Annotated in this window: 15 protein-coding genes and 1 tRNA gene; 7 read left to right on the forward strand and 9 right to left on the reverse strand. The window is 55.9% G+C overall.

All coding sequences use genetic code 11. The features are described from left to right. Positions 1-312: 312 nt before the first annotated feature. Together rpsT and mutM are read right to left on the reverse strand one after the other, a co-directional pair. A complete protein-coding gene (rpsT, locus tag HKD32_RS07495) occupies positions 313-582 on the reverse strand; it encodes a 30S ribosomal protein S20 (protein ID WP_010501582.1) in 270 nt (89 codons plus the stop codon). 124 nt (positions 583-706) lie between these two features. Next, positions 707-1540: a bifunctional DNA-formamidopyrimidine glycosylase/DNA-(apurinic or apyrimidinic site) lyase gene (mutM, locus tag HKD32_RS07500; RefSeq protein ID WP_082905373.1), complete on the reverse strand. Its 834-nt coding sequence runs from the start codon at positions 1538-1540 to the stop codon at positions 707-709. Between the two features lie 30 nt (positions 1541-1570). On the opposite strand from mutM, the gene HKD32_RS07505 reads away from it, so the two are divergent. The 5 genes from HKD32_RS07505 (at position 1571) to HKD32_RS07525 (ending at position 7079) form a co-directional block, all read left to right on the forward strand. Continuing rightward, positions 1571-2359: a class I SAM-dependent methyltransferase gene (locus tag HKD32_RS07505; RefSeq protein WP_194257794.1), complete on the forward strand. Its 789-nt coding sequence runs from the start codon at positions 1571-1573 to the stop codon at positions 2357-2359. 3 nt (positions 2360-2362) lie between these two features. Next, entirely contained in the window at positions 2363-3553 is a 1191-nt protein-coding gene (gene coaBC, locus HKD32_RS07510) for a bifunctional phosphopantothenoylcysteine decarboxylase/phosphopantothenate--cysteine ligase CoaBC (RefSeq protein ID WP_061933081.1), read from the forward strand. Between the two features lie 23 nt (positions 3554-3576). After that, positions 3577-4032 carry a dUTP diphosphatase gene (gene dut, locus HKD32_RS07515; RefSeq protein WP_061933079.1) on the forward strand — a complete coding sequence of 152 codons (456 nt, stop codon included), beginning with the start codon at positions 3577-3579 and terminating at the stop codon, positions 4030-4032. A 90-nt stretch (positions 4033-4122) separates the two neighbouring features. Beyond that, positions 4123-5769 (forward strand): ABC transporter permease subunit, encoded by a 1647-nt coding sequence (locus HKD32_RS07520; RefSeq protein ID WP_061933077.1) that lies wholly within the window; start codon positions 4123-4125, stop codon positions 5767-5769. Beyond that, on the forward strand, positions 5766-7079 hold the full coding sequence (locus HKD32_RS07525) for an ABC transporter ATP-binding protein (RefSeq protein WP_010501588.1): 1314 nt from the start codon (positions 5766-5768) through the stop codon (positions 7077-7079). The genes HKD32_RS07520 and HKD32_RS07525 overlap by 4 nt, the downstream gene beginning before the upstream one ends. 4 nt (positions 7080-7083) lie before the next feature. On the opposite strand, the gene msrA is transcribed toward HKD32_RS07525, so the two are convergent. Both msrA and HKD32_RS07535 read right to left on the reverse strand, forming a co-directional pair. After that, the gene (msrA, locus tag HKD32_RS07530; RefSeq protein WP_061933075.1) at positions 7084-7626 is read right to left on the reverse strand and encodes a peptide-methionine (S)-S-oxide reductase MsrA; all 543 of its coding nucleotides are present in this window, start codon (positions 7624-7626) and stop codon (positions 7084-7086) included. A 52-nt stretch (positions 7627-7678) separates the two neighbouring features. Then, positions 7679-9610, reverse strand: coding sequence for a CocE/NonD family hydrolase (locus HKD32_RS07535; protein WP_194257795.1), 1932 nt, complete (start codon positions 9608-9610; stop codon positions 7679-7681). Positions 9611-9763: 153 nt separating this feature from the next. On the opposite strand from HKD32_RS07535, the gene ilvD reads away from it, so the two are divergent. Beyond that, positions 9764-11620, forward strand: coding sequence for a dihydroxy-acid dehydratase (ilvD, locus tag HKD32_RS07540; RefSeq protein WP_194257796.1), 1857 nt, complete (start codon positions 9764-9766; stop codon positions 11618-11620). On the opposite strand, the gene HKD32_RS07545 is transcribed toward ilvD, so the two are convergent. From HKD32_RS07545 to HKD32_RS07560, 4 genes are read right to left on the reverse strand one after another with little or no spacing between them, the layout of a single operon-like run. Beyond that, positions 11598-12476 (reverse strand): hypothetical protein, encoded by an 879-nt coding sequence (locus HKD32_RS07545; RefSeq protein ID WP_228118862.1) that lies wholly within the window; start codon positions 12474-12476, stop codon positions 11598-11600. The genes ilvD and HKD32_RS07545 overlap by 23 nt on opposite strands. Further along, positions 12469-15135: a valine--tRNA ligase gene (locus HKD32_RS07550; protein ID WP_061933071.1), complete on the reverse strand. Its 2667-nt coding sequence runs from the start codon at positions 15133-15135 to the stop codon at positions 12469-12471. The genes HKD32_RS07545 and HKD32_RS07550 overlap by 8 nt, the downstream gene beginning before the upstream one ends. A gap of 55 nt (positions 15136-15190) precedes the next feature. Next, the gene (locus HKD32_RS07555) at positions 15191-15682 is read right to left on the reverse strand and encodes a DUF2497 domain-containing protein (RefSeq protein WP_061933069.1); all 492 of its coding nucleotides are present in this window, start codon (positions 15680-15682) and stop codon (positions 15191-15193) included. 36 nt (positions 15683-15718) lie between these two features. Further along, positions 15719-17176 (reverse strand): TolC family outer membrane protein, encoded by a 1458-nt coding sequence (locus HKD32_RS07560; RefSeq protein WP_194257797.1) that lies wholly within the window; start codon positions 17174-17176, stop codon positions 15719-15721. 152 nt (positions 17177-17328) lie between these two features. On the opposite strand from HKD32_RS07560, the gene HKD32_RS07565 reads away from it, so the two are divergent. Further along, a tRNA-Cys gene (locus HKD32_RS07565) sits at positions 17329-17402 on the forward strand. Positions 17403-17451: 49 nt separating this feature from the next. Here HKD32_RS07565 and glk read toward each other — a convergent pair. After that, positions 17452-18420 carry a glucokinase gene (glk, locus tag HKD32_RS07570; RefSeq protein ID WP_194257798.1) on the reverse strand — a complete coding sequence of 323 codons (969 nt, stop codon included), beginning with the start codon at positions 18418-18420 and terminating at the stop codon, positions 17452-17454. Positions 18421-18476 lie beyond the last annotated feature (56 nt).

Here is an 18476-nt window from a genome sequence, read left to right on the forward strand (position 1 = left end):
GATACCCCCTTTCATTTCTGCCCCAGATACGATGGGGCGTCTGTCATGGTTCCCTGCACGCAGGGTGGATATGCTTCCAACGGAGAACGTCCACACAGGATTGGGTGGCGCTTCAAATAAAGCGAACGCTTACCGGAGAAAACAAAGCCTCTGGCACTGAGCTTGATCTGGCAGGATAGGCTTCTGCCCAGATCGAAGCAAGCTGGAACACGAAAGGTTCAGAGGTGCCGAGGCGAGGTCTTGCAGTATGGTCAAAAAAGAACGCGCTCCCTGAGGGGAGCGCGTTCTTCAGTTCATACCCTGCAAAGAGGCTCAGGCGGTTGCCAGAGCCTTGATGCGGGCAGACAGACGGGACAGCTTGCGGCTGATCGTGTTCTTTGCGACGACGCCCTTGCCAGCAGCGCGCTGCATTTCAGGCTGTGCAACCTTGTATGCTTCGGCAGCAGCCGTCTTGTCGCCAGACTGGATAGCCTGTTCGACCTTCTTGATGAAGGTACGCATACGGGACACGCGGGCCACGTTGCGCTCGCGGCGGCGTTCGTTCTGACGGATGCGCTTACGGGCAGAAGCTGTATTTGCCATGGATCTTTCGGTTCAGTTAGCGGTCTTGTCGCGGAAAATGATTGGCGCCCTCTACCCGTCATGAACGGAGACGTCAAGCGTTTTGCACATTTTATACACACGGGGCGTCTGCGCAGAGTCTTCCTTATTTCTGGCAGTTTGCGCAGTAGAATGTGGATCTACCTGCCTGTGTGATGCGTGAAACAGGATAACCTGTCCCGCACTTTAAGCATGCCTCTCCCTCCCGTCCGTAAACAAGGTGCAGGTCCTGAAAGCCGCCCTTTGTGCCATCGGCCTGAACATAGTCTCTTAAAGACGACCCTCCAGACGCAATGGCCTCTGTCAGAATGGCTTGTATGGAAGCGGCGAGGCTGTTCGCTTCCCTTTTACTAAGAGACATAGCCATGCGGGTGGGGTGGATGTGGCTGCGGAACAGCGCTTCGCAAACATAGATATTGCCGAGACCTACGATGAGCCGCTGATCAAGGAGAGCCGTTTTGATCGGAGTGCGCTTGCCCTGCATGAGGCTGTGCAGATACGGGCCTGTCATGCTTTCCGAGAGCGGCTCAATGCCGAGACCGCTCAGGAGGCGGTGCGCGTTTTCCTGATCTGTTGCAACAAGATCCACCATCCCAAATCGCCTCGGATCCACGAGGCCCGCGCGGGCACCGTTCTCTGTTTCCAGCACCAGATGTTCATGCTTGGACGGAGTCGTGTTCATACCGGACTGTCCAAGGAGCAGTCTGCCGGACATTCCCAGATGCAGCATCATGCTCGTGCCGTTCCCGACGCGCATGAGAATATACTTCGCGCGACGATGAAAGGAGAGCACGTCCTGTCCTTCCAGCCTTTCCCGGAGATCCAAGGGAAATGGCCATCTGAGGTCAGGGCGGTTGACGGTAACGTGACGGATCCGCTGCCCTTGGAAGGCGGTGCGGAACCCACGCATAACGGTTTCGACTTCTGGAAGCTCTGGCATGACTGGACACAAAGATATATCGATTGCCCCATGACCGATAGCGCTGAACATAACGTCCCGCCCTTCCCGTCTTCCGAGCAGACCGGAGACACCACGGATTTTGGTTACCGCAATGTCCCGCGGAACCAGAAGAAGACCATGGTCAGGGAGGTGTTTGAGAGCGTCGCTGGCAAATATGACATCATGAACGATGTCATGTCGTTGGGTATCCATCGCGTCTGGAAGCGGATTTTTGTAGGAATGCTTGGTGCGCGCCCGAACATGAAGCTGCTGGATCTGGCGGGTGGAACGGGTGACATCACGTTTGGCTGGCTGCGCTCCGGTGGTGGTCCGGCCATCCTGTCCGACATCAACTCCGCCATGCTGTCCGTCGGCCGTGACCGCGCCATCAAGGCGGGGCTGATTGGCCAGATCGAAGTCTGCGTTGTAGATGCGGAAGCGATTCCTCTGCCTGACTGCTCCGTTGATCGTGTGACCATTGCTTTTGGTTTGCGCAATTGCACGGACAAGGACGCTGTCCTGCGAGAAGCGCGTCGTGTGCTGAAGCCGGGCGGGCGTTTCTTCTGTCTTGAGTTTTCCCGCGTTGAAATTGCTGCGCTGTCACCTGTTTATGATACGTGGTCTTTCAAGGTTCTGCCGAAGATGGGGCAACTGATCGCCAAGGATGCGGGCAGTTATCAGTATCTTGCGGAAAGCATCCGCATGTTCCCGGATCAGGAGACGCTTGCTCAGATGATGCGTGATGCTGGTCTGGAGCGCGTGCAGTATCGCAATCTCTCTGGTGGAATTGCGGCTATCCATTCCGGATGGCGTCTGTAAGTCATGCGCCGTGTTCTGCTGATTGTTGGTGGAGGCATTGCAGCTTATCGGGCGCTCGAACTTGTGCGCCTTCTGAAAGCTGAGAACATTGCCGTCACCCCGGTCATGACAGACGCGGCCAAGGCGTTCATTACACCTCTCAGTCTGGAGGCCCTGTCTGGGGAGCGCGCGCATGACGCGCTTTTTGCCCCTACGCAGGAAAGCGAAATCGGCCATATTGCGCTTGCGAGAAGCGCGGATCTCGTCGTGGTCTGCCCGGCTACGGCCAATCTCATGGCGCGTATGGCGCATGGCATTGCTGATGATCTGGCAACGACGCTGCTTCTGGCAACGACGACCCCCATCCTGCTTGCGCCTGCCATGAATGTGCGCATGTGGGAGCACCCGGCAACGCAGGCCAATCTCACACTTCTTCGGCAACGTGGCGTGCAGGTGGTTGGGCCGGATGAGGGCAGTATGGCCTGTGGTGAGTTTGGACCGGGGCGCCTGAGCCAACCTGATGTGCTGCGGGATGCGATTGTGGCTGCCCTCACGCCAGACCAGTCTTTGGCTGGACTTCATGCGCTTGTGACGGCTGGACCCACTGTCGAACCTCTCGATCCTGTTCGGTTCATATCCAATCATTCCTCCGGCAAGCAGGGATATGCTATTGCAGAAGCCCTTGCGGCCCTTGGAGCGCGGGTCACGCTTGTCACCGGCCCAGTCTCGATTCCTGCTCCTGATGGTGTGGCCTGCGTAAAAGTCCAGACTGCCGAGGAAATGCTGGCGGCTTGTGAGGCCGCGCTTCCCGCAGATATCGCCGTGTGTACGGCTGCTGTCAGTGACTGGCGCGCCAGCGTTCCGGCTGGAAGCAAGATCAAGAAGACGGGCGATGGCCCCCCAACCCTCAGTCTTGTCGAGAACCCGGATATTCTAGCCACGCTGTGCCATCATGTTAGACGCCCCAAGCTGGTTGTCGGCTTTGCGGCGGAAACAGATGACGTTCTGGAAAATGCGCTCGCCAAGCGTCAGCGTAAGGGCTGTGACTGGTTGGTGGCCAATGATGTTCGTAGTGGGGTTTTCGGCGCAGACAGGAATTTTGTCAGCCTGATTGACGTCAATGGTGTGGAGACATGGCCGGAGATGGACAAGTCAGCCGTCGCCGGGAAATTGGCGGAACGGATCGCTGAAACCTTCAGGTCTTCAACCGCCTGAAAATCCGGGATAAGAGAAGCATCATGACGACCGATCTGATTGATGTCCGCATTACGCGTCTTCCTCATGCGGAAGGGCTTTCTCTTCCATCCTATGCCACCTCCGGAGCCGCTGGCTTCGACTTTGTTGCGGCTATTTCGGCCCCGGTGACGATTGAACCAGGCGGTCGTGCACTTGTCCCGACTGGTTTGTGCATCGCCCTGCCCTCAGCTTATGAGCTTCAGATACGCCCGCGGTCTGGTCTGGCTCTGAAGCATGGCATTACGCTGCCGAATTCTCCTGGGACGATCGATGAAGACTACCGTGGCGAGATTGGCATCATTGTCATGAATGCCGGGACGGAACCTTTCACGATCGAACGAGGCACACGGATTGCGCAGGGGGTGCTGGCTCCTGTGTCCAGACTACGGTGGCAGGAAGTTCCGTCTCTGGATGAAACGGAACGTGGTGCAGGTGGTTTTGGCAGTACTGGCCACTGAGACGTTCCGGGACATGCAGAAAACACTTGAGCCACCGGAAGAACCTTCCTTACTCTCGGTTCCTCTGAAACCGGGAGGACAACAGTCATCATGACGGGCAGCCCTCTGGCCATGCCCATCCGTGTCATGCATCGCTGGCGACAGCGCATGAGCGGTATTGAACTTTCGATCCTGTTTGCCGGGGCTGCCCTGTGCCTTTTTCTCGTGAAAAAGGCGGTCTGGGTGCCTGCTTCTGTGGTGCTGCCAGAGAGGCCCGCGGTTCCAATGTGGCAAGAGTTTTTATTCACGCTTCTGCATGCGTTTCTGGCTCTGATCACGGTCGGTGCCGTCTCTCTGGCTCTGGCTGGTTTGTCCCGCCAGTTTCCACGCTTTCGTCGATTGCTGGTGCCTGCGCTGTCCGTGGCGCGATCCATTCCCGGGCTGGGGCTGGTGGGACTTCTGGCGCTGGCTCTGCCGCCTGTCGCCGTCATCGTGAGTGTGGCAGCTTTCAACATGATATGGCGTGTTCTTACCGCTATTCTGGATGCTGAAGAAACGCTTCCGCCCGAACTGAACGAAGTTGCAACAGGTCTTCACATGACGGGATGGCAGCATTTCTGGCGTTTGCAGCTGCCGGTTGCCATTCCTCTTGTAACGTTCCGTGCGTCTCAGGCCATGCCGGGCTTATGGTTCCGCCTTTTATGTGTGGAAGGCCTTGCGACGCTCCTGATGCGTCATGATGTCGGCGGCTTGGGAGCGCAGGCTCTGATTGGCCTCGAAACGCATCACGCTTTCTGGTTTCTGGCGGCCGGTAGCCTGGCCGTCCTGCTCATCCTGATCGTCGATCAGTGCCTGACGCGCCCGATGATGGGGTGGGCACAGCGCTACAGGCTGGATGGTCCGCAACCCCAGAAAAATCGTGGAAGATCCTGGGTTCTTCAGTTCTGGCGTGAGTCTGCGATCCTGAATGGGTGCAGTGTCGGGCTGCACAGGCTGATTGGCGGGATTGGAAACTGGCGTGTGGGTCGAGTGCGCCGGCATGTGCCTGCGCTGTCCTCCGTCTCTGTGCCTGTGCCGGACTGGCTTGTGCCTTTGGCGTCTCTGTTTCTTCTGGGATTAGCGGTCGCGCAAAGTCACCTCACAGACCGGCTTCCTTATGATTTGCTCGAGAGTCTTCTTACGCTTTCGCATGTCTGTGGCGCGCTGGTACTGTGTGGGTTGCTCTGGCTGCCCCTGGCCCTGTTCTTTTTTGATGCAAGCGAGCGCGTCTTCCGATTTGCAAGACTGTTTGTGCTTGCGGGTGCACTGTTCCCGGCTGTTCTGCTGTATCCTCTTTTCCGTAAGCTTGAGATTATCCCTGCAGCAGTCCTGCTGTTCGTGGGCGCGCACTGGTTGACGGGTGGGACGGTTCTGGATGCCATGCAGGCTATTCCGGGACCTTTCCGTCAGGTGGCGCGAGGTCTGCGCCTTAAAGGCGTTCTGCTCTGGAAGCGGCTTATCCTTCCCGCCGTGGCCCCTGACCTGTGTGGCGGACTTCTGCTGGCGGCCGTCCCCATCTGGGATGCCGTCATGATTGCGGAGGCATTTGTGCCGTCAGACACTGGTCTGGGGGCAACGCTGCTGGCTGATATGCTTCAGGGGCAGATTGCCGCTCAGGTTGTTGTCCTCATGCTTCTCACGCTTTTGTCCATGTTGCTGGACCGTCTCGTTCTTCAGCCCCTTGCGGTTCATGCCGCTCAGAAATACGCGATCCAATGACCCGAACCCTGCTCAGTCTCCAGAATTGTCGTCAGACCTATCTGAAAGACAGCAATGCTGATCTCGTTGTTTTCGATCAGGTGAGCTTTGATGTCCGTGCCGGAGAAATTCTTGGCCTCCTTGGGCGTTCCGGTTCAGGCAAATCATCTCTTCTGCGTGTGATGTCCGGATTGATGCCGCCTGTGGAAGGAAAGGTTTTCTGGCAGGGAAAGCCCGTTAACGGGCCGCTCGATGGCGTTGCTACGGTTTTTCAGTCCGGAGCGCTCTTTCCATGGCTGACCCTGCGGCAGAATGTGCTTCTCGGGCTTGAGGCGCGTCGTTTATCGCGGGCGGATCGTGAGAGCCAGGCCAGTGCGGCGATTGCGGTCATGGGATTGGAAGGATACGAAAACGCTTATCCCAAGGAGCTGTCGGAGGCGTTGAGTCAGCGTGCGTCCCTTGCACGAGCGCTCGCGTTGCAGCCGTCTCTGCTTCTGCTTGATGAGCCTTTCTCGGCTCTCGATGTTCTGAGTGCTGAAAACCTTCGCACGGACCTGATTGAACTCTGGGCAGAAAAGAGACTGTCTTCCCTTCATGCCATGTTGCTGGCGACACATGGCATTGAAGAAGCGGTGCTGATGTGTGACCGGATTCTGATTTTTTCTTCCAGCCCCGGGCGCGTGACCCACGAAATCAATGTCCCCTTCCCACACCCCAGAAACCGTGAGGATGCGGATTTTCGACGGTTTGTGGATCAGATCTATACGTTGATGACACGCCGGGCCCCGATCGTTTCTGAAGCCGAGACAACAGTTGGTCTGTCTCCTGCGGCGTTGCCACCGCTCTCCATTGTGTTGCCTGATCTTCCTGTGGAGGTTCTTGTCGGGCTGATGGAAGTGCTGAATGGCGCGCCTCTATCCGGTCGTGCGGACCTTCCCGAACTGGCGCAGCGTCTTCAGATGACGCTTGATGATCTGCTTTCGCTCGGTGAGTCGCTACAGCTTCTGGAACTGGCGGAGCTTGAGGATGGCGATATTCTTTTGACGGATGAAGGACGCCTGTTTGTCGAAGGGGACGCTGATGCACGACGTGACATAATGCGCACGGCCTTGTTGCATTATCTGCCACTTCTTCGCGCCATCCGCAGTACGCTCGATGAGCGGTCTAACCATGTCGTGGATGCCAATCGTTTTCGAAAGGCGCTGGAAGAAAGCATGTCTCCCGATTATGCCCAACAGACGCTGACAACAGCGATCGGTTGGGCACGGTATGCGGAACTCTTCGATTACGATGAAGAGTCAGACCGCTTTCATTTGGAAACCGAAGAGTAAGGTCTCAGGCTGGGTTTTTCAGTCGATCCCGGTATAGTTTGCGGGCCTTTGCGACCTTGGGAGCGACAACCGCTGCGCAGTAAGCGGTTTCCGGGTTGCGAGCAAAATAATCGAGGTGCTTTTCCTCTGCGCGCCAGAAATGGGCGGGACCTTCGATGGTTGTGACAATCAGTGCAGGCCAGATCTGTTCTGCCGTAATTTCATCTTTGACGGCCTGGGCAACACGTTGCTGCTCTGCGTCTCCGAAAATAACAGACCTGTACTGTGTGCCGATGTCATTACCCTGACGGTTAAGCTGGGTTGGGTCATGGGTCGTGAAAAAGACACGCAGAATATCGTGCAGGGAAATTTCCTGAGGGTCGAAAACGACCTTCACGACTTCCGCGTGACCGGTATTCCCTGTGCAGACGGCTTCGTAGGACGGATTGTCCAAATGGCCGCCCGCGTATCCCGGATCAGCCGAAATGATTCCGCGTAGACCGGTAAAAACCGCCTCTACGCACCAGAAGCAGCCTGCGCCAAGAAGAATGGAAGAGTGTGTACTCATGAGCGGGATCTCCTGAGGGAGGTGAGCCTCCCCATATAGGGAGGCGCTTTCCTTATTTCACGACCGGTAGCCAGATGGCGCTGGCCGCATTGCCGCCTCGGTGAATAGTCTGAGTGGCGGTGTGGTAATCCGATGGCTTGGCATCGAAGATATTCTGCACATAGGTCTGCGGGTTCCGATCATAGAGCGGGAACCAGCTCGACTGGATCTGGATCATGATGCGATGCCCTTTCTGGAACACATGGTTCACGGCTGGCAGCGTGAACTTGTATTCCTGAACCTGCCCTGCCGGAATAGCGGATGGGTGGGCGAAGTCATTGCGGTAACGTCCGCGGAAGATATCCATGGAAATCGGGAGTTCGTATCCGCCCATCTCTGGCCGGTCCGGTGTAACGCCGGGCTGAACGTCGATGATTTTTACGATCCAGTCTGCATCTGTGCCTGTTGTGGATGCAAAAATGTCTGCGGTTGGAACGCCGGAGACGCGGACAGGCGCATCAAGAACGGGTGTCTCGTACGTCAGAACATCGGGACGGCTTTCTGCAAAACGCTGATCCGTGACAAGCCAGGGTTTCCAGCGTGGATCGTTGGCGGTGTAAGGCCGTGGCATGAACGGAACCGGATGAGACGGGTCAGAGATATAAGCATCCGTTCCCGGCAACGTCCGCTTGAACGACAAGCCGTGATCGGGCTGGAGGTAGAGACGCTCGCCTCGCATCAGGCAGGTCGTATCACACTCGGCAAGCCAGTTGCGGAAACGGTCCCAATGATTCTCGCCTGTATTGTAGATGATCGCTTCATCAAGATGCGGATCGGCGCCGTCTCTCAGATAGTGATCAAAGAACGGACGCATGACGTTGGAACGATACCAGAGTGCGGTATCACCATCGAAATGGAGCGGGCCAAGCGTTGAGCCATCATAATTGACGCCACTATGGCGCCATGGTCCCATGACAAGGACATTTGGGACCTGCGTGTGATGGGCTTTGAGGTTCATCCACGAATGGATCGCCCCCCACATATCTTCCTGATCCCACAGACCCTGTTCCCAGATTGTTGGAACCTTCAGAGGCTTGCGGACGAGAATCTGATCCAGAGCCTGTTCCTGCCAGAACGCATCATAGGCCGGGTGCGCTTTCAGGCGATTCCACCAGGGATATTGATCAAGACCTGCTTTGGTCGCGAAAGCTCCGGTTGAGCCGGCTCGCAGGAAGTTGGTGTAATCATCGGCATCTGGCCTGGGGATGGTTGGTCCTTCACCGGCTTCGCTCATCTGCATGGTGAAGTAGTCGAGGCCAGTCTGACGGAAGGCGCCGTAATGGAACCAGTCGTCACCCATCCAGCCATCCACCATCGGGCTTTCCGGAGCAGCGACCTTGAGAGCTGGATGCGGGTCCAGGAGGGCCATCACAACGGTCCAGCCTTCATAAGAAGAGCCGGTCATGCCAACGCGACCGTTGCTTTCGTGAAGATTTTTCACAAGCCAGTCGATCGTGTCCCACGCATCGGTGGTGTCGTCTGTCTTGGTCGGGTTAAGCGGGCCCATCGGAGGGCGCGTCATGATGTAATCGCCTTCAGATCCGTATTTTCCACGGATATCCTGAAAGACGCGGATATAGCCTTCCTCAACAAAAACGCCATCGCCCTGAGGGCAGATCTCACGCATGGTTGGCGCGTTGGGAATGCGATTCAGGCGTTCACTGGCATGATACGGTGTCCGCGTGAGTAGGATTGGTGCGTTTTTTGCTCCCTTGGGGATGACAATCACGGTATGGAGCTTCACGCCATCCCGCATGGGAATCATGACGTCACGCTTGATGTAATCCTGCTGATCAGTTGGCAGGGAGGCATGAACTGGAATGTCATTTCCGGTCTGGATCATGTCTGGCGTAACGGCCGGCCCAGCAGATGCTGGAGCAGCCAGTGCGGCGGGACTACAGACAAGGGAAAGAGCCGTTCCAAGGCTGAGAAGATAACGTTTCACAAAAGGCTCCTGATCTTTGAATGGATTTTGGCCTCCTGTGTTCCCATCTAGCAAGAGCGGGAAAGAATGCTTTTCATATCTTTCCTGTGCTGGTCTTTTTTTGTTTGATTCGCTATGGAGCATGGCTCCTTCTGATATGAAAGTTCTGTTCTGATGCCTACCTATCGTTCCCGTACTACGACCCATGGCCGCAACATGGCTGGCGCGCGTGCCCTCTGGCGTGCGACGGGGATGACAGATGGGGATTTCGGAAAGCCCATTATCGCGATTGCAAATTCATTCACCCAGTTTGTTCCGGGCCATGTCCATCTTAAGGACATGGGGTCACTCGTTGCTTCTGCAATTGAGGAAGCTGGCGGTGTTGCCAAGGAATTCAACACGATTGCCGTTGATGATGGTATCGCGATGGGTCATGGGGGAATGCTGTATTCCCTGCCCTCCCGTGAGCTGATTGCTGACTCCGTCGAGTACATGGTCAATGCGCATTGCGCGGATGCCATTGTCTGCATCAGCAACTGCGACAAGATCACGCCAGGTATGTTGATGGCCTCCCTGCGCCTGAACATTCCTGTCGTGTTTGTTTCCGGCGGTCCGATGGAAGCCGGCAAGCTCAACGGTCCGGGCATCGAGCGCAAGCTGGATCTCGTGGATTCCATGGTGGCAGCTGCTAACCCGAATGTGTCGGACAGTGAGTCCGAGCAGATCGAGCGCTCTGCCTGCCCAACCTGCGGATCATGCTCCGGCATGTTTACGGCCAATTCCATGAACTGCCTCGTGGAAGCTCTGGGTCTTGCCCTGCCGGGTAATGGTTCCCTGCTGGCCACGCATGCGGATCGTCGTGATCTGTTCCTGCGCGCGGGCCGTCTTTCTGTGGAATTGGCACGTCGCTGGTATGAGCAGGATGATGCTTCTGTTCTGCCCCGCAGCATCGCGACGCGAAGTGCGTTTGAAAATGCAATGACGCTGGATATCGCCATGGGCGGGTCCACAAATACGGTTCTTCACCTTCTGGCGGCAGCGCGTGAAGGCGAAGTCGATTTCCATATGGCGGATATCGACCGTCTGTCTCGCAAGGTGCCGCACCTGTGCAAGGTGGCACCAGCCAAGGCCGATGTTCACATGGAAGACGTGCATCGTGCTGGCGGCATCCCGGCCATTCTCGGTGAGCTGGACCGTGCTGGACTGATTAAAACATCAGTTCCGACTGTTCATGCGCCCACCATGGCCGATGTCCTGCAGAAATGGGACATCGCGAACGGGGATGAAGAAGCCCGTCACATGTTCAGCGCCGCTCCGGGCGGTGTGCGCACTGTTCATGCCTTCTCGCAGTCCAGCCGGTATCATGATCTGGATCTGGATCGTGAAGCGGGTGTTCTGCGCAACAAACCAAACGCCTTCTCACAGGATGGTGGACTGGCTGTTCTGTACGGCAACCTTGCCGAGGATGGGGCCATTGTGAAGACGGCCAGCGTCGCAAAAGATATTCTGACCTTCACGGGTGTTGCCCGCGTGTTCGAAAGTCAGGATGATGCTGTTGCCGCTATTCTGGGTAACAAGATCGTCGCCGGAGATGTTGTGGTCATCCGCTATGAAGGGCCGCGCGGTGGTCCGGGGATGCAGGAAATGCTGTACCCGACCAGCTATCTGAAATCCAAGGGGCTGGCCGAGGTTTGTGCCCTCATTACGGATGGTCGATTCTCAGGCGGTAGTTCTGGCCTTTCGATCGGTCATGTCTCGCCAGAGGCTGCTGAAGGTGGTCTGATCGGACTGGTGGAAGATGGCGATCGTATCGTGATCGATATCCCGAACCGTGGTATGCATCTGGATGTTTCGGATGCAGAGCTTTCCAGCCGTCGTGAAGCCATGCACAATCGCGGTGAACTTTCCTGGAAGCCGAACCGGACGCGCTACGTCTCCCGTGCTCTGCAAGCGTATGCCGCCATGACGACCAGTGCGGCCAATGGCGCTGTTCGTGATCTTTCCCAGATTATTGTGAAGACACGCGGCTGATCACGCGCTCTACGGCCTCTCTTAGCTCGGGAGAGGCCATCATCTTCTGGCCGTCATGGCCAGTATTTGGAACAATATCGATGTTCCAGTTGAAGGGAACATCCAGACGGTAAGCCTGTTCCCGAGCCTGTGCAAAAGCCCATTGCCCTCGTTCCAGACGATTGCGTCCCTGTCCCATAGCCTGCGCAATGCGGCCCGCTCCGAGCGTAGTTTCCACATCGTCTGATCCCAGAAGAATGGTCAGGTGCTCGGACAGGTAATGCTTGAGGGAGGTCTGGTGGATATTCTCTGGCCAGCCATTAAAGCCATATGGCACGGGGCTGTCCGTTTCAGGCTCTACATAAGTGGCGGGGTTCATGAGAATGATTTCGGCTTCATCGGCCGAGGCATAAGCCGCAACACGATCCAGAAACTGGGCGCCAGCAGAGTGGCCGATCAGAATGATAGGCAGCTGAGGAAGATCGGTTTCCTGCCATGCCCATTGCTCCAGGGGTTTGACCAATGCGGCGGCTGGAAGTTCGTTATTTCGGGCAGGAAAACCACCTCGCTGGTATTGCCAGGTTGGAAACTGTTTTTCAGGAAATGTAGGAGAAAAAACAACGCCGCAGACAGCGTTGGCGAGAGGAACACTGTCGTCCCGGTACGCCCCACTGTTGCGGTCTTTGGCTGCCATAACGAGCAGAATGGCTCGCAAACGACAGTCTGGCGGCCGGAAGGCCAGCACGTCCATGGTCTGGCCAAACAGAACAGCTTTCTGTGTGCTTGAGCCTGTTGGGAGTTCTGAGGCTCCGGCAGGTGACACTTGGAAAAGTGTCACAGCCAGAGCAAGGCGAGTAAAATGTAGAGGGTTAGCCAAGCCGTGCCAAAGCGGCCTTGAGGCGTTCAAGATCGTGCTCGAAAGTTTCGAGACGCTGGCGGTTTTCTTCAACCACTTCAGGCTTTGCGCGTGCAACAAAATCGGCGTTGTCCAGTTTGCGGCGGACCTTAACAATTTCACCTTCGTTCTTGCTGATCTCTTTTGCAAGACGTGCACGCTCTGCATCGAGATCAATAAGGCCTTCCAGTGGAATAAAAATTGTTGCTTCGTCCAGAACGATCTGGGCTGCATTGCGAGGAATGTCACCCGTCAGAACGTCAACTTCTGAAACACGTGCCATGCGGCCGATAGCCTCTTCCCAGGTTTTGGCACGAGCCAGATTTTCCGATGACACATCACGGAAAATCAAAGGAGCCTTCTGGGACGGCGGAATATTCATTTCCGAACGAACGGTCCGAATTTCACCGATGAGGCGGACCACCCAATTGAGCTCCGCCCGCGCCTGATCTGCATCCTGAACGACCATAGCCTCCGGCCAACGGATGGCCGTGAAGTCACCAATATAGCCGAGCTGCTCCCAGAGCGTTGCCGTGACAAATGGTATCACGGGCTGCATCAGGCGCAGAATCAGACCCAGAACATGGGCACTGACGGCGCGTAGTTCTGCTGTTTCTTCGTTTTCGGCGGCAAAAACCGGTTTTGAGAACTCAACGAACCAGTCACAGAAGCAGCTCCAGACGAAGCGATAACAGCAGTTTGCATATTCATCGAAGCGATAGGCTGACAAAGCCTGCTGTGCTTCGGCAATCGCTGCATTGGCTTCCGTCAAAATCCAACGACTGAGGCTGCCTTGAACCTTGGCGGGGTCAAAGTCTGCTACGGGGGCGGCACCATTCATCTCGAGGAAGCGCGCTGCATTCCAGAGTTTGGTGACAAACGCGCGATGCTCTTCGACGCGTTTTCTGCCCAACTTGATGTCTCGACCTGGACCGGTTCCTGCACAGATTGCAAGACGGGTCGCATCAGCGCCAAATTCTGCAATCAGGTCCAGAGGATCAAGGCCATTGCCTTTGGACTTGGACATTTTCTGGCCTTTTTCGTCCCGGACGAGGCCATGAATCAAAACCGTGCGGAATGGCACATCGTCCATGAAATGCAGGCCCATCATCATCATTCTGGCAACCCAGAAGAAAATGATATCAAAACCCGTCACCAAGACGCTTGTCGGGTAGTAGCGGGCAAGTTCGGGCGTTTTATCGGGCCAGCCAAGGGTCGTGAACGGCCAAAGACCAGAACTGAACCACGTATCCAGAACGTCTTCGTCCTGTGTCAGGACAACACCAGCGCCTGCTTGTGCCTGTGCTTCAGCCTCGTTTTCTGCAACGAAAACACTGCCATCTGGTGCGTACCAGGCCGGAATGCGATGGCCCCACCAAAGCTGGCGACTGATACACCATGGCTGAAGATCCCGCATCCAGGCGAAGAACGTATTCTGCCACTGACGAGGCTCAAAAACGATTTTACCACTTTCGACAGCGTCTACGGCCGGGCCAGACAATTTCTGGGCATCGCAGTACCACTGGAGTGTGAGGCGCGGCTCGACGATAGCGCCACCGCGCTCGGCATATGGGACCTGAAGTTTATGAGGCTCGATTTTTTCAAGCCATTCCAGGCGCTCGAGTTCCGAGACGATGCGCTTGCGTCCCTCTTCCCGGCTTAATCCAGCCAGAGAATTTACAAATTCTACGGATGCGAGACCGTCAATGTCCTGCAATTCATTGCGTATTTCTTCAAGCCAGATGCAGGCAGTTTCATCAAGCATGGTCGGCGCGGGAAGGTCATGGCGCTTCCCGACTTCGAAGTCATTGAAATCATGGGCTGGCGTGATTTTGACCGCACCTGTCCCTTTTTCAGGATCGGAATACAGGTCCGCAACAACAGGAATGCGGCGGCCTGTTAAGGGGAGCGTGACAAATTTCCCGATCATATCTGCATAACGCTCATCCTCGGGATGAACGGCAACAGCGACGTCTGCCAGCATCGTTTCCGGACGTGTGGTCGCTACCGTAATGGTGCGACCATCCTCGAGCGGGTAACGAATGTACCACATCGACCCGTTGGTCTCGCGGTTTTCGACTTCCAGATCCGAAATTGCTGAACGGAAGTTGGGGTCCCAGTTTACCAGGCGGCGATCACGGTAGATGATGCCTTCCTGATGAAGCTGCACAAAGACCTTGCGAACTGCCTTCGACAGGCCTTCATCCATCGTGAATCGCTCACGCTCCCAGTCGGCAGAGGCTCCGAGTTTCCGAAGCTGCTGAACGATTTCACCGCCAGACTGCTGCTTCCAGTCCCAGACACGCTCCAGAAAACCTTCACGCCCCAAAGCTGTCCGGCTGATGCCTTCCTTATCCAAGGCGCGCTCGACAACCATTTGGGTGGCGATACCCGCATGGTCGGTTCCCGGCTGCCAGAGGACATTAAACCCTTCCTGTCGCTTCCAGCGGATCAGGATGTCCTGAAGGGTGAAGGTCAGGGCATGACCGAGATGAAGAGTTCCCGTGACATTCGGGGGTGGAAACATGATCGAAAAAGGTGTGCCTGATGCGTTTGGGTCGGCACGGAAAGCCCCGCTTTTCTCCCAGTTTTCGTAAAGGGAGGTTTCGTGTTCGGCGGGAACAAAACTTTTTTCGAGCATGATAATCCAGAGAGGTCAGCGAAGGCTGTCAAAGTGAAAGAAAGATGCGAGCTTTTCAGCTGTTGGGGCGAAGGCGCGCGATCTCGGCACGGACGAGGATTTCTACCAGAGACGGGAGATGGGCGTCCATCCAGGTCCGGACCATCGCCCTAACTTCGGTTCTTACCATATCCTCAATCGTCATGCCGCTGCCATTGCTGATGACGGTATCCGAAGGAATGGCCTTGTTTCCGGATACACTGAAGGCTGTCTGAAGATCTTTCAGAGAATGCTCAGCCGCGGCGATGGTCTGTGCTCCCATGAGATCGTCTGACGAGGCATTCTCAACTGTTTTCTGCTCCGATGACGGTGTGACGGCCGGGGCGGAAACCATCATGGAGGGATCGAGGGTAAGCTCATCCTGAGGTGTGGTTGATGTCATAACCTGATCCTTCTTGTTCGTGTTCAGTGTCTCGTCATGCAGGATCTGGCGGATCGAGCGGAGGACGGTTTCAATTGTTTCGTCATCATCGCCCGTTTGGAGGGGCGGCCGTACTGAGGAGGTCATGAACTGCAAAATTATCCGCGGCTTATAGGAAAATTTTTAACGCCCGGGCTGGTTGATTGCGTAATCGCTTGTTCCCCACAGCTTGTTTTTAACGGCGTTGTAATAAGCTTTTTCATCATAAAGGGGGACGCCAAGCTTCAGGTCAGAAGCAGTCAGTCGGCCAATGGACGCCGCTACGGAGTAGGACGACCGCACCAGGCTGGAGAGATGCTGCACCAGTGCTTGCTGCGCTGACAGGAGTGTTTGCTGCTGCTGCAGGACGGCAAGGGTCGTACTAGTGCCAACAAGAGCCTGTCGTTCCACGCCATCCAATGCGATCACGTTTGCTGAAATGGCTATCCGGTCGCTGGCAATAGATTGCTTATAGGCCACCATCTGCTGCCAACTGGAGGCAGCCTTTTGAAGAGCCTGACGGCGTTGCACATCGACTTCTCTGTGAGCTGCCTGGGTTTGCTGACGTGCACTCCGAATGGCGGAATATTCCGACCCCCCTTGATAAATGGGGATCTGGAAAGCAATGACGCCGTATTTATTGTCTGTCAGGGAGCGGCTGTAACCTTGGTTGACGGAGTGTTGGTAATTTAGCTCCGCCGAGACCTTGGGCATGATCGCTGAGATCTGGACAGAGACATTGTCTTTCTGCTGCGCTTCCGTGAAGAGAGCATTGACGACAGTGGGATTATTCTGAACTGCCAGCGCAACCGCTTCTTTTTCGCTTTTTACCGGTAGATTGAGAGGCTGAGGCGGCTCAAGGTTAGGAGCCGCTGCGATGCCAACAATCTGCAGGTATGTGGCCTGGGCACTCTGAAGTGTGCCTTCTGCCTGCTGGCGTTGTGCGGTCGCGCTCGCCAGAGCTGCCTGTGCCTGTGCGACGTCTGTACGGGTGATTTCGCCAACATGAAAACGTTCTTCCGTCGCCTGAAGCTGCTGCTGAAGAACGCGCTCGTTGTTGATGGCCAACTGTAGAAGTTGTTCATCTTCAATAACGCCGACATAGGCATTGACGACGTTCGTGAATACGTCCTGCTCTGTTGCAATCAGTTTCGCACGCTCAGCCATAACCTGATTGGTTGCTGCATGGATGCTGGCGAGTGTTTTGCCGCCCTGATAGAGAGGCTGGGAAATATTTACGCCGCCATTATAACCAGGGGTCTTGTAAGTGACATTGCTCCCCAAAGACCCACCTGTTGATGCGTAGTTGGTTCGGCCGTCGTAATAGCTCAGATTCATTGTGGTCTGGATTGTCGGGTGCCACCCGGCCATGGCTGTTGGCACCTGCTCATCCGTCGCCCGGAGATGCGCACGCTCTTCCCTGAGGGTCGGGTTGGTCAGATAGGCGGTAGCAAGAGCTTCCTGCAACGTATGCGGAACAAAGGTGGGCGAACCGCTCCCATCATATTTCTGAGCAAGAGCGGTGCCGCTCAGGAGAAAGGTCAGAAGACCCAGCCCAAGAGGACCAGTAATTGTCTTTGCGCCGTTGCGTCCTGAAGTCATGAGATATCCTGCCGTCTGAACACTGTATCGCAGCGTTTCGTGAATCAGATCTTAATAGCCTGTTCATTCCAAGAAGAAAAATCCTCTTCCGGATTGAAATATCTCTCTTGACCAAAAGCTTCTGAAAGACGATACAGCGCCTGTCTCCCCGAGGTCCGGTGGCAGAATGGTGATGTAGCGGACTGCAAATCCGCGAATGTGGGTTCGATTCCCGCCCGGACCTCCAGGAGACCTTATTTTGTCCCCATGAAAATCCGGATGTTTCGCTCACCCCGTTAGGAGTGAGCTTCTGCATAGGCTGCTGCTGCCCCGAATAGGCCGGGCTGCGGATGTGTGATGATCTTGACGGGCATTTCGCTCATCATGGTCTCAAAGCGTCCTTTGGCGACGAAGCGCTCCGCAAATCCGGACTCTCCAAGAATTCCTGCCAGACGCAGACCCAGGCCTCCTGCAATGACAACGCCCTGTGCTCCGTGTGCGAGAGCCAGGTCGCCCGAAATTGCGCCAAGGCTCAGGCAGAATCGTTCGAGAGCGGCAGCGGCAATCGTGTCTGAGCCTTCCATTGCATTTTGCCAGAGGGTCTTGTTGTCCCGCAGGGTAATGGGTAGCCCCTGCTGCTCGGCAATCACTTCATAAAGATTTGTCAGACCTGGCCCGGACACGATCCGTTCGGCCGAGACGCGGCGGAAGCGTTGACGCAGGGCCTTCAGAATCCGGTCTTCTACATCATCGAGCGGCGGGTAGTCCAAATGGCCACCTTCTGTCTCCATGACAAAGTACTTTGAGCCGCGTCGAAGAAGGCATGCAGCGCCAAGTCCCGTACCAGGACCAACGATTGTGATGGCACCTTGGGGGGGCAGATCGATATTCGGTCCGCAGAGATGCTGCATGAAGGAAGAATCAACCTGCGCGACTGCGTGAGCGACAGCACCGAAATCGTTCACAAGAACAAAATTGTCCAGATGCAACCGCTGAGCGAGTTGGGACGGGTGGATGATCCATGGATTGTTGGTCATCTTCAGGATTTCGCCTGTGACTGGACAGGCGACGGCAATTCCCGCTTCTTTAGGCATTGGTTGGTCAAGAGAACGACCAAAAGCTTCCCATGCAAGCGCAAGACTGGCGTGTTCGGCGCATTTCAGGGTAACGGCTTCTCCCAGCTCGATGACCTTCCCGTCCTCGATGCTTGCAATCGCAAAACGGGCATGGGTGCCTCCGATGTCGACTGCAACGATTTCCCTCATGACAACTTTCCTCTGGCCTGTCTGGCGGGTTCAATGTGGAAGCAGTCGCTTACCGG

The sequence above is a fragment of the Gluconobacter japonicus genome (assembly GCF_015244665.1).
Classification (GTDB): Bacteria; Pseudomonadota; Alphaproteobacteria; order Acetobacterales; family Acetobacteraceae; genus Gluconobacter; species Gluconobacter japonicus.